Genomic DNA, 12548 nt, shown 5'->3' on the forward strand with positions numbered 1-12548 from the left:
ATCTCAGGCCCTGCCGGCCCAGTCGGACTCGGCGTGGCGCAATTCGGGCGACAAGTGATCACCAACCCGGTCAACCAGCATGGTCATCTCGTAGCCCACCAACCCGATGTCCGAGGTCGGTGAGGCCAACACCGCCAGCCATGAACCGTCGGAGATGGCCATGAGCAGCAGGAAGCCTCCCTGCATCTCGACCACCGTCTGAACGACCGAACCCGCGGAGAAGCACAATGCCGCGCCGTTGGTCAGACTCCCCAGCCCCGATGCGACCGCGGACAACTGGTCGGCACGGTCACGGGGAAGGCCGGCCGAACTCGCCATCAGCAGCCCGTCGGCGGAGACCACCGCGGCATGCGCGACGCCGGGCACCCGCTGGGTGAACCCGTCGACGAGCCATGCGACGTCGGCTCCCGTCCCTACGCTCACGAATCTCCTCCTTGATGGCCGTTACCGGCTTCCGTTCCCCCGTGGAACAGACCGCCCGAACTCTCCGGCGGCAGGTGGCGGGCTCGACGGGCCGAGCTGAGCCCTCGTTGGTAACTCCCGAGCCGACCCCGTACCGACTCGGCGTCCGTGCGGCGTGCCAGCCCTCCCTGAGCGGCTGTGGGCGCCCCGGCGGCGGCAGCGGCCGACGGCAGCAGGTTGGCGCCCGGACGGCGCCGTGGCAAGCCCGTCGAGGTGCTGCCGGCCGTCTCGGGCGCGGCAGCGGCCCGCAGGTTGGTGGCGATCCAGCGCTGGTCGCCGAGGCTGGCCCAGCGGCTCGGTGTGCCCGTACCGGGTCCCGCGGCCGAGGGCTCGGCCGGGCCGGTCGGTCCGGCGGGTGCCGCCGGTTTCGCCGCCGGCGGCGGCACGGCCTTGGCCGCGCCGTCCCGCAGGTCGATCACCTGTGCCGGTTCGCCGGCGCGGCTGACGTGCGCCGTCCGGTCGTCCGAGAACCACACCGAGATCGAATCGAAGATGGGCGTCTGGGCACGCCCGGCGCCGGTGGAACCGATCAGCGGGCCGGCCGCCCCCGGCGGAACGAATCGAGCGCTGGACGCCGCTGCGGCGGCCCGGGCCTCGACCTCGAACGGCGAAGGGGTTCCTGCCTGCGCCGGGGTGGCGGTCGGAGGTGCCTGTTTGGCCGCAGGTGCCACGGGCCGGGTGGGCAGCGGTGCCGGCGCAGCCGGTGCGGTGGGTGCCGCCGTCGGCTTGTCGGCCGCAGGCTGCACCGGGGCCGGTGGGGTCTGCAGGGACGCTGCAGGAGCCGACGGTGCGGCCGGCACCGACGGTGCTGCCTTGGCTGATGGGGCTGCCGTGGCCGACGGTGCCGCCTTGCCCGTGGGGACCGCGGTCTCGGCGCCGTCGGTGCCGTCGGCGCCGGTAGCACCGTCGGTTCCGGTGTCGTCGGCCGGTCGAGCGGCGGCGGCGAACAGGCCGCTGTCGGGCAGCGGCGCGGTGGGGCGGGGCCGGGCCGAGGCGGCGGCCGCCACGGCCGTGGCTGCCGACGGGCCGAGGGCCGGTCCGCCACCGGGCTGGCCCGGGGCTCGCACCGGCAGGGGTCGCGCCCCCGGGCGTCGTCCTGGCACCGAGGTGGGCAGACCGTCGCCCTGGCGTCGTGCTGCGGGCGGTTCGAAGGCGCCGGGACCATCGGCGCCGAAGGGGGCGGCGGTACCGGGCGGCATGAACGGGGTCCCCAGGCGGCCGGTCGAACCGGGCTGGCGTCGGGGGAGGTCCGCGGTCAGCCCGCCCTCGCCGCTGCGGCGACGCGCGGCGTCCAGGCCGGCGGCCGCACCGTTGCGGGTCGCGCCGTCACCGTCGCGTCCGGCGGGTGTCAATTCCCGTGGGACGGCCGTGCGCGCGGTCGGCGACATCGGGTTCGCCGCTGCCGGGCTGTTGGCCGCCTGCTGGGCAGCCAACGGGTTGCCGGCCAGGGCCGCACCCGGACGGCGCGACGGCAGTCCGGCCGAGGTCAGCCCAGGCGTCGTGCCCGCAGCCGCCGGGGGGGCCGCGTGCGTCGGCATGGGTTGCACCGGGGGCGCGTCCGGACGCTGGGTCGGGCGAACCGGGCGGGTGAGCCCACCCATGGGGGTGGCCACGGCGCCGCCGTGCTGCGCGGGCAGTCGAGGGGTCTCCATGGCCTGAACCAGGGGGGCGGACGGCGCCGGCGGCGGCACGATGGTGTCGAGCGGGCCGGTGGGGGCACCGAGCACGAGTGCCTTCGGCACCAGCACCTCGGCCACCGTCCCGGCAGCCTGGGGGCGGGCGGCCAGCCGCACGCCGAACGAGCCGCGCTGGGCGAGGCGGGCCACCACGTACAGACCCATGCGCGAGGGCACCTGGGTGTCGATGGTGCCGGGCATCGCCAGGCGGGCATTGAGGTCGGCCAGTTCGGCCGGCGGGATGCCGACGCCCGAGTCGGTGACCTCGAGCCGCAGGCCGCCGTCGTGGGTGAAGGCGGCCGACAGCACGATCGGGCTGGTGGGCGGGGAGTACATGGCGGCGTTGTCGAGCAGCTCGGCGAGCAGGTGGATCAGGCCACCGGCTGCGGCGCCGGCCACCGAGGCGCCCGACAAGGGCTGCAGCCGGACCCGCTCGTACTGCTCCATCTCGGAGGTCGCCGCGCGGAAGACGTCCGCGATGGCCACCGGGGCCGCGCTGCGGGTGCGCACCGCGGAGCCGGCCAGCACGAGGAGGTTGTCGTTGTACCGGCGCATCCGCGCCGCGAGGTGGTCGAGCCGGAACAGGTTGCGCAGCTGCTCCGGGTCCTCCTCGGTGCTCTCGAGTTCGTCGATGATGGCCAGCTGCTTCTCGACCATCGACTGGCTGCGCCGGGACATGCTGACGAAGGCCTCGTCCAGCGACTGGCGCAGTCGCACCTGCGAGGTGGCCAGCCGGATCGCCTCGGCGGTCAGGCCGTCCAGGGCCTGGGCGACCTCGCGGGTCTCGGGGCCGACCCGGGCGTCCAGCGGCAGCACCGGCGGGACGGCGACGACGGCCTCGGGACCCTCGCGCTCGATCTGACGGACGGCGGCCGGCAACCGCACGGTCGCCGAGTCGACGGCGCCACTGCGCAGGCGGCGCATCGGGACGGTGATGGTGCGGCCGAGGGCCGAGACCAGCAGGCTCACCAGGATCAGGCTGGCCACACCGAGACCGCCGAAGAAGATCAGCCGCAGCAACGCCGCACGCCGGTCGGAGCCGGTCTGATCCTGCAGGTCCTGGGCGGTGCTGGTGACCAACCCGCTCAGGGCGGTCAGGCGCTTACCGGCATTGACCGAGAAGGTGAGTGCTTCCCGGTCGGCGCGGGCGTTCGGCTTGCCGTCACCCTCGCGAGCGATGCCCAGGCCGGTGCTCCGCGCAGTGGCGATCGAGACGTCCTGCGCGCGCACGGCCAGGATCCGGGCCAGCTGGGTGGGGTTGGCGCGGCTGACGGCCTGATCGAGCAGTGTGGTCTGCCCGGCCGAGGCCTCCTCGATCGCGGTGACCTGCGAGAGGTTGGCCTTGTTGTCGCGCAGCGCGGTGGTGAGCAACACCATCTCGTGGGACGCGCTGGTGCTGGCACCGGTGAGGGAGTTCAGCAGCGAGACCGTGTCGACGGTGCGGGGGTTCGGGGTGCTCCTGGCCAGATCGGCCGACAGCGCGGTGGCCAGATCACGGGCCGGCTGCATCAAGACGTCGAAGCTCTGGGCGACGGTCGCCAGACCGATGTGGCTCGCGCTGGACGCCGAGGTGGTGCCGCTCACCTCGACCAGCTGGCGCAGCCGCACCTCGGTCTTGGACGGCGTCTGGTCCAGCAACGACGAGCCGACCCGCTGCACGGCCTCGACCTGGCGGGCGACCTGCGGTGACCAGCCGCCGGCGGGCGGGGAGTCGAGCCGGGTCGCCAGCGCGTTCAGGGCGTCGTTGGTGGCCTTGCGGCGTGCGGTGAGTTCCGGCCCGGCGTTGGGGCTGCGCAGCAGCAGGGCGAAGGTCTGCTGGAGCTCACGGTCGACGGTCTGGACGTAGGCGTTGGTCACGATCAGCGCCTCGGCGTCGTCCTGGGCCGTGCTCGCCTGCTTCCACGTGGAATAGGACTGGGTGAGCTGAAGGCCGACCAGCCCGATCAGGGCGGCTGTGGGCAGGGCGACGAGACCGATCAGCTTCTGCCGGATGGGCCAGGTCGCCGGCCCCCCGACGCGCCGCGGCACCTCGGCCGGGGCGTCCGGGGTCGGGTGCTCGGCATCGGCCGAACCGTGACGGGCCACCGGATCCTCCTGGGTGCGAGCGTTGTGCGGTGATGCCTGGCCTAGTTCCCCCGCTGAGCGCTCGTTACCCATGGTGCTAGCTCCGGGACCTCGAGGGCGCCAGGATCGATCATTGATGCTGTCAGACCTACGGGGGATGACGCTACGTGGCTGAAGGCGCGAGCGACACCTCTCAGCGGCTAATAGTGCCGCGAATCGCTCCGTCGCCCAACTTCATGTAACTGATCATAACTCTCTGTATAACTATTTGTCGGGTGATTCGGTCAATTTGCGGCGAGATGCAGATGCAGGTGCAGATGCAGATGACGCGTGCCGATGGTTGCGCTGGGTCGACACGGGGGTCGAGACGGGGCGCTGCGGGGTCCCGAATTGCCCCCTCGGTGTCCGTGCGGGTTACCGTCATGGCGTTCCGCACTCGTGCCGCTACCCTTCGAGCCCACCGATGACGGCGGCCCACCGGCCGAGCCGAGCCGACCTCCGTCCCGCTCGCGGGCTGCCCGGACCGGCATCATCTCCAAGGATCGACCTTCTGCTCCACCAGTCAGGGAAAGGCTCAGCGTGGCCACCACCAAGGCCCCCACTCCGCGCCGGCTCGTCATCGTCGAGTCGCCTCGCAAGGCGAAGAACATCGCCGGCTTCCTCGGCGCGGGATTCGACGTCGAGGCGAGCGTCGGGCACATCCGGGACCTGCCTCAGCCCAGTGAGCTGCCCGCGGACATGAAGAAGGGTCCCTACGGCAAGTTCGCGGTCGACGTCGACAACGGCTTCGACGCCTACTACGTGGTGGACGCCGACAAGAGGAAGAAGGTCACCGAGCTCAAGCGGGCGCTGAAGGAGGCGGACGAGCTCTACCTGGCCACGGACGAGGACCGCGAGGGCGAGGCCATCGCCTGGCACCTGCTGAAGGTCCTCGAGCCCAAGGTGCCGGTGCGGCGCATGGTGTTCCACGAGATCACCCGCGAGGCGATCCAGCGGGCGCTGCAGGACACCCGTGACCTGGACGAGCGTCTGGTCGACGCGCAGGAGACCCGGCGCATCCTGGACCGGCTCTACGGCTACGAGGTCTCGCCGGTGCTGTGGCGCAAGGTCCGTGCCGGTCTGTCGGCCGGTCGGGTGCAGTCGGTGACCACCCGCATGGTGGTCGAGCGCGAGCGGGAGCGGATGGCGTTCCGCGCGGCGTCCTACTGGGACGTCGAGGGCAGCTTCGCCCCCGAGGGCGAGCCGGGGGACGCTGCAGCGGCAGCAGAGGCGTTCGCTGCGCGCCTCGTCGCCCTGGACGGCGCGCGGGTCGCCACCGGACGTGACTTCGACGACACCGGTCAGCTCACCGCCGCGGCCCGCAGCGCCGGCACCGTGCACCTGAACGGTGAGCAGGCGGCGTCCGTGGTCACCGCGCTGGACGACGCGCCGGTCCGGGTGCGCTCGGTCGACACCAAGCCCTACACCCGCCGTCCCGCCGCGCCCTTCACCACCTCCACGCTGCAGCAGGAGGCCGGCCGCAAGCTGCGCTTCTCGTCGCGGCAGACGATGCGGGTGGCGCAGGGGTTGTACGAGAACGGCTACATCACCTACATGCGAACCGACTCGGTGGTGCTGTCGACGCAGGCGATCACCGCCGCCCGGCGGCAGATCGGCGAGCTCTACGGCCCCGAGTACGTGCCGGCCTCGCCGCGCACCTACACCAGCAAGAGCAAGAACGCCCAGGAGGCGCACGAGGCGATCCGGCCGTCGGGAGACTCCTTCCGCACCCCGGCCCAGGTGTCCGGCGAGCTGCGCGGGGACGAGTTCCGCCTCTACGAGCTGATCTGGAAGCGCACCGTCGCCTCGCAGATGGCCGATGCCCGGGGCTCGACGGCGTCCGTGCGCCTGGTCGCGACGCCGGGGGCGGTGTCCGGTGCGGCCGCCACCGTGCTGACGCGCGAGGCCGAGTTCGCGGCGTCCGGCACCGTGATCACCTTCCGCGGCTTCCTCGCCGCGTACGAGGAGGGCCGCGACGAGCTGCGCGCCAACGGGGCCAACGGGGCCAACGGGGCCAGGCACGGCTCGTCGGACGACGAGCGCCGCCTGCCCGACCTGACGACCGGTGATGCGCTGCGCACCCTCGAGCTGACCGCCGACGGTCACGAGACCCAGCCGCCGCCGCGCTACACCGAGGCCAGCCTGATCAAGGCCTTGGAGGAGCGCGGGATCGGCCGCCCCTCGACGTACTCCGCGACGATCACGACCATCCAGGACCGCGGCTACGTGACGAGCAAGGGGTCGGCGCTGGTACCGACCTGGCTGGCGTTCTCGGTCACCCGGCTGCTCGAGGAGCACTTCGGTCGGCTGGTCGACTACGACTTCACCGCCGCCATGGAGGAGGACCTCGACCGGATCGCCCGCGGCGACGAGCAGCGGGTGGCCTGGCTGTCGCGGTTCTACTTCGGCGACGGCGAGGCGCACGGCGGGGGGCTGCGTCCGCTGGTCGAGAACCTCGGCGAGATCGACGCCCGCGACATCAACACGGTGCAGCTGGGTGAGGGCATCGAGCTGCGGGTGGGGCGCTACGGCCCCTACGTCGAGGTGCCGGGTGAGGCCGAGGGCGACGAGCCGGTGCGCGCGAGCGTGCCGGACGACGTCGCGCCCGACGAGCTGACCGTCGCCAAGGCCCGGGAGCTGCTCAGCCACCAGAACAGCGGGGACCGGGTGCTGGGTGTCGACCCGGCCTCCGGCCGGCAGGTGGTGGCCCGCGCTGGTCGGTTCGGCCCCTACGTCACCGAGGTGTTCGAGGACGACGCCCCGAAGGCGACCAAGCCACGCACCGGCAGCCTCTTCAAGAGCATGGACGTCGCGACGGTCACCCTGGAGCAGGCGCTGCAGTTGTTGTCGCTGCCCCGGGTGGTCGGCGCGGACCCCGAGAGCGGTGACGAGATCACCGCTCAGAACGGCCGCTACGGGCCGTATCTGAAGAAGGGCACGGACTCGCGCTCGTTGGGCAGCGAGGACGCGATCTTCACCACCACGCTCGACGAGGCCCTGGCGATCTACGCCCAGCCCAAGCAACGGGGCCGTGCCGCAGCGGCACCGCCGCTGCGTGAGCTGGGTCCCGATCCGGTCAGCGGTGGCCCGGTGGTGGTCAAGGACGGCCGCTTCGGCCCCTACGTCACCGATGGCACGAGCAATGCCACCCTGCGCAAGGGCGATGCGGTCGAGAGCATCACGCTCGAGCGTGCGGCCGAACTGCTCGCCGAGAAGCGTGCCCGGGGGCCGGTGAAGCGGACGGCGCGCAAGACCGCCGCCAAGAAGACGACCGCCAAGAAGGCCACAGCGACGAAGACGGCGACGAAGGCCACCGCCAAGAAGGCCACGGCGACCAAGGCCACGGCCAAGAAGACGGCCGCCAAGAAGACGGCCAAGAAGACCGCCGCCAAGAAGACCGCAGGCTGACCCCTTCCGCGGTGATCATGCAATCCGGGCACGCTCGTGAAACCGTTCACGAGCGTGCACGAATTGCATGATCACCACGGGGCCGGGGGTGGGCGGTGCGGCGCCCGGGAGTTACCGTGGTTCGGGATGGCAGAACGCCGACGAGCGGGGGCACCGATGCCCACATGGCAGACCTGGGTGGTCGATACGTTGCGCAAGGCGCGGCGTCCGGACGTCGACCCCTTCTCGGCGTTGCAGATCCAGTACGCCCTGACCCGGGTGGAGACCCGCATCGATCTGCTGCTCGTCGATGAGTCCCGATTCGCCCGGGGGCATCACCTGCAGGCTGCTCGCACCGCGTATGCGAACCTGCTCGAGGAGGCCTGTCGGCTGGCCGAGATCGACGACCTACCGGAGGACAACTCCTCTCTGCGGCGCATGATGGCCGAGGCCGAACTGCGCAGCCGGGGTTGGTCCTGGTGACCCGGACCGCGTGAGGACGTCCAGACGCGCGATTGCCCTCCTCGGTGCCGTGGTGTCCGTGGTGTCCGTGACCGCCTTCGGGGCGGCAGCAGGGCGACAACTACCGGTGCTTCGGGGGTCGTTGCGTGCCCCTTCCCGGGCACCACCACGGACTGGAAGCCCGGGACCGCCTCGCCCATGTGAGTCGACATCGACCTGCCCGTTGTCACCCGTCGCGGTTACCCTGGCCCGGTGACTGGGCTGGCGAGTGGTGTCGGTGCGTCCGACAGCCCTGTCGGCGTGCTGTCGGACGACGATCCCGCGCCCGACCACGACATCCGCGCGGTACTGGGCATCACGGCGTTCCGACGGCTGTGGCTCGCCTGCGGGCTGTCCAGCCTGGGTGATTGGCTCGGCCTGCTCGCCACCGCGGCGATGGCCGGCTCGCTGGCCCAGAGCTCCTATGCCGCGCAGAACATCGCCATCGCCGGGGTGTTCATCCTGCGGTTGGCACCGGCGGTCGTGCTGGGTCCGCTGGCCGGAGCCCTGGCCGATCGGCTCGACCGGCGCTGGACGATGGTGGTCGCCGACCTGCTCCGGTTCGGCCTCTTCGCCTCGATCGTCGTCGTCGGCACGCTGCCCTGGCTGTTCGCCGCCACTCTGCTGATCGAGTGTGTGGCGCTGTTCTGGAGCCCGGCCAACGATGCCACGGTGCCCAACCTGGTTCCCCGGCGCCGATTGGAGGCCGCCAACCAGCTCAACCTGGTGGCCACCTTCGGTTCGGCGCCGATCGCCGCCTTGCTCTACATCGTGTTGTCCCTGCTGGCCGACGGTTCGACCGCGATGCCGTCGCTGCCCGATGTCTCACCGGTCACGGTCGCGCTGTGGGCCAACGCCCTGACCTTCTTGATCTCTGCATTGGTGATCTGGCGACTGGACATCCCCGATACCGGCGCCCGCGAGGTGGCCCGAGCCGAGCCCGTGCTGGCCTCGATCATGGGCGGCTGGCGTTTCGTCGCCCAGAACCGTCTGGTCCGCGGTCTGGTGCTGGGCATGCTCGGGGCGTTCGCCGCCGGCGGTCTGGTCGTCGGCCTGGCGCAGACCTTCGTCATCGATCTGGGTGCAGGTCAGGCGGGCTTCGGGGTGCTGTTCGGGGCAGTCTTCACCGGGCTGGCCGGCGGCATGTGGCTGGGCCCCCGGTTGCTCGCCGGATTCTCGCGACGGCGGCTGTTCGGGCTCGCCCTGGTGTCCGCCGGGCTGTTCCTCGCGCTGCTGGCCCTGGTGCCCAATCTGGTCCTGGCCGTGCTGTTCACGGTCTGTCTGGGGCTGAGCGGGGGCGTCGCCTGGGTCATCGGCTACACCCTGCTCGGGCTCGAGGTGACCGACGAGATCCGGGGGCGCACCTTCGGCTTCCTGCACTCGGCGGCACGCATCGTCCTGCTGCTGGCCCTGGCCGCAGGCCCCGCCCTGGCCGCGGCCGTGGGACGACACACCGTGGTGCTGCCGTGGAACGAACGGCTGGTCTACAACGGTGCCGCCTGGGTGTTCGGCCTGGCCGGGGTGATCGCCCTGGTCGTGGGCACGATGGCCTATCGAGCGATGGACGACCGGCCCGGAGCGCGACTGCGCAGCGATCTGTTCGCCCTGTGGGCCGATCGGCGAATGCCCGAGGCGAGCGTCTCGGCACGCTCGTCCCGGCCCTACAACGGCTGGTTGATCGCCTTCGAGGGCGGCGACGGCACCGGCAAGTCCACCCAGGCCCGGGTGCTGGCCGACTGGTTGCGTTCCGACCAGGGCCACGACGTGGTGCTCACCCGCGAACCCGGCGCGACCGCGGTCGGCGTCCGGCTGCGCGAGGTGTTGCTCGGTGAGGGTGAGTCCGTGGGGCCCCGGGCCGAGGCCCTGCTCTTCGCCGCCGACCGCGCCCACCACATCGACTCGTTGGTGCGGCCGGCCCTGGCCCGGGGCGCGATCGTGATCACGGATCGGTACGTCGACTCCTCGATCGCCTACCAGGGCGTGGGCCGCGCGCTGGGGGCCGACGACATCGGCTACATCTCCCGCTGGGCCACCGCGGGCCTGGTGCCCGACCTGACCGTGTTGTTGGACATCCCGCCCGAGATCTCGCGGGTCCGCCGGGCCAACGACCCCAAGCGCAACGGCGCCGACAAGATGGAGGCCCAGCCGGAGGAGTTCCACGACCGGGTTCGTCAGGCCTTCCTCGACCTGGCCCGGACGGATCCCCACCGCTACCTCGTGCTCGACGGGTCCGATCCTCGGGAGGAGATCCAGGAGGCGATCCGGCGCCGGGTGCGCGACGTGGTCCCGATCTCGCGCAAGCGCCGGGCCGAACTGGCCGCCCGGTTGGCCGCCGAAGAGGACGCCCGCCGTCGGCGCGCCGCGGCCGAGGCCGAGGTACTGCGCTTGGACGCCGAGCTGCGGGGGCGCAGCCGCGACGAGGCCCGAGCCCGTCAGGAGGCCACCCGTCGGGCACGAGAAGAGGCCGACCGTCAGTTGCAGGAGGAGGTCGAGCGGCGCTACGCCGAGGAGGCCGAGCGCGCCGCCCTGACCGCCCGCGAGGACCAGCAGGTCGTGAGCCTGGCGCCGGCTGTGGTATCGCGGGGCGACGCACCCAGCGGCCCGGCCCTGCGCCATCGCGAGATGAACGCCGAGCCGCCCACCGAACCCTTGCCGCTGGTGACTGCGCGCGTCCCCGGGCCACCGCCCACCGTGACCGTGTCGGCACCCATCACTGCGCGGCCGGCCCCGGCCCAGCCGGCCCCGGCCCAGCCGGCCCCGGCTCCGGTGGTCACCGCGTCACCGGCCCCGGCCGTACCACCTGCCCCGGTCGCGACCCAGCCCACGCCGTCCCCGATGGCGGCACCGACGGCGGCACCGGTCGTGCGGGTGGAGGACCGTCGCCGACCCCGGGGTGAGCACGTGGCCACCCATCCGCAACGGGCCTGGTTCACCGACGCCGGCGAGACCGAGCCGCTGCCGTTGGCACACCTCAACCCGCAGCTCGCCCGGCCGGCTCCGGTGGCGAACGATCCCGTCGAGGCGGTGAGCGAACCCCCCGAGGCGCCGGAACACACGCCACCCCAGCCCGGTGTCCGCGACCTGCGCGACGAGCTGTTCGGCGGCTGGACCCAGACGTGAGCGTGTGGGCCGATCTGGTCGGGCAGACCGAGGCGGTCGGCGTCCTGTCGCGTGCGAGCGCGCCGGACACGGTGCCGGGTTCGGGGTCTGGTTCGGTGCTGGACGCGTCGTCCGGCATGACCCACGCCTGGTTGCTGACCGGCCCCCCCGGTAGTGGCCGGTCGACGGCGGCTCGGGCGTTCGCCGCCGCGTTGCAGTGCAGCGAGGCTGGCTGCGGTCGGTGTCACGAGTGCCGGACGGCGCTGGCCGGGTCGCACCCGGACGTCACCCTGATCGCGACCGAGCACGTTCACCTGCGCGCCGACGAGGTCCGGCCGCTGGTGACCCTGGCCTCGCAGCGGCCCACCCTGGGCCGCTGGCGCGTGATCGTGATCGAGGACGCCGATCGGCTCAACGACACCTCGGGCAACATGTTGCTCAAGGCGATCGAGGAGCCACCGCCGCGGACGGTCTGGCTGCTGTGTGCCCCCAGCCCCGACGACGTGCTGGTCACCATCCGATCCCGCTGTCGGCACGTCGGGTTGCGGGTGCCGCCGGTCGAGGACGTCGCGGCGTTGCTGGTGCGCCGGCACGCGGTGGACCCGGCCATCGCCGCCTTCGCGGCCCGGGCTGCGGGCAGTCACATCGGCCTGGCCCGGCGGCTGGCGACGGACGAGGGCGCCCGGATCCGGCGCCGGGACATCGTGCGGTTGCCGACCCAGCTGAGTGGCGTCGGGGCAGCGGTGATGGCTGCCGGTCAGCTCGTCGAGGTGGCCACCGAGGAGTCCAAGGCCGCCACCGGTGAACGCGATGCGGCCGAGCGGGCTCAGCTGCTGCACACCCTGGGCGCCGAGGGGTTGTCCACCCTGCCGCCGGCGGTGCGTAGTCAGCTGAAGACGTTGGAGGAGAACCAGAAGCGCCGCGCCACGCGCGCCCAGCGCGACGTCCTCGACCGGTCGCTGACCGACCTGATGTCGTTCTTCCGCGATGTGCTGGTGACCCAGCTCGATACCGGATCAGAGTTGACCAACCCCGAGTCGTGGCCCGACATCGACCGCCTGGCCCGGGCCGGAACACCCGAGGCGACGCTTCGCCGCCTGGAGGCCATCGGCGTTGCGCGAGAACGGATCGAGGCGAATGTGGCGCCATTGCTGGCGGTGGAGGCGCTGATGGTCGCCTTGCTCGGGGAGGTACCCATGGACGGCGCGCGCCGTCGCGCGGGATAGCCTTCCGTTCAGCAAATCCGATCAGCACTGTGACATCTCGACCCGGTGCGCCGCCCCCGGGCCAGGTGCGCTCTCGATCATCCTCGTGGGGGTC

5 protein-coding genes and 1 pseudogene are annotated in these 12548 nt (G+C 72.3%); 4 read left to right on the plus strand and 2 right to left on the minus strand.

Features of this window, described 5'->3' with window-relative positions; genetic code table 11:
* Window positions 1-3 precede the first annotated feature (3 nt).
* Entirely contained in the window at window positions 4-423 is a 420-nt protein-coding gene (locus IPK24_08405) for a roadblock/LC7 domain-containing protein (GenBank protein ID MBK8075573.1), read from the minus strand.
* The gene (locus IPK24_08410) at window positions 420-4223 is read right to left on the minus strand and encodes a hypothetical protein (protein ID MBK8075574.1); all 3804 of its coding nucleotides are present in this window, start codon (window positions 4221-4223) and stop codon (window positions 420-422) included. Before IPK24_08410 ends, IPK24_08405 begins: the two co-directional genes overlap by 4 nt.
* A 315-nt stretch (window positions 4224-4538) precedes the next feature.
* Here IPK24_08410 and topA point away from each other — a divergent pair, with 315 nt between their 5' ends.
* From topA to IPK24_08430, 4 genes and pseudogenes are all read left to right on the plus strand, one after another.
* Window positions 4539-7649 carry a type I DNA topoisomerase gene (gene topA, locus IPK24_08415; GenBank protein MBK8075575.1) on the plus strand — a complete coding sequence of 1037 codons (3111 nt, stop codon included), beginning with the start codon at window positions 4539-4541 and terminating at the stop codon, window positions 7647-7649.
* Window positions 7650-7775: 126 nt separating this feature from the next.
* Window positions 7776-8111, plus strand: coding sequence for a hypothetical protein (locus IPK24_08420; GenBank protein MBK8075576.1), 336 nt, complete (start codon window positions 7776-7778; stop codon window positions 8109-8111).
* Between the two features lie 279 nt (window positions 8112-8390).
* Window positions 8391-10415, plus strand: a pseudogene (tmk, locus tag IPK24_08425) (dTMP kinase).
* Window positions 10416-11245: 830 nt separating this feature from the next.
* Window positions 11246-12454 (plus strand): DNA polymerase III subunit delta', encoded by a 1209-nt coding sequence (locus IPK24_08430; protein MBK8075577.1) that lies wholly within the window; start codon window positions 11246-11248, stop codon window positions 12452-12454.
* The last annotated feature ends 94 nt before the right edge of the window (window positions 12455-12548 follow it).

The sequence above is a fragment of the Kineosporiaceae bacterium genome, assembly GCA_016713225.1.
In the GTDB taxonomy this organism is placed as follows: domain Bacteria; phylum Actinomycetota; class Actinomycetes; order Actinomycetales; family Kineosporiaceae; genus JADJPO01.

Bases quoted from the DNA above. Each gene is read 5' to 3' on its own strand.
- IPK24_08420 (MBK8075576.1), top strand. From the start codon at position 7,776: ATGGCAGAACGCCGACGAGCGGGGGCACCGATGCCCACATGGCAGACC.
- topA (MBK8075575.1), top strand. From the start codon at position 4,539: ATGGTTGCGCTGGGTCGACACGGGGGTCGAGACGGGGCGCTGCGGGGT.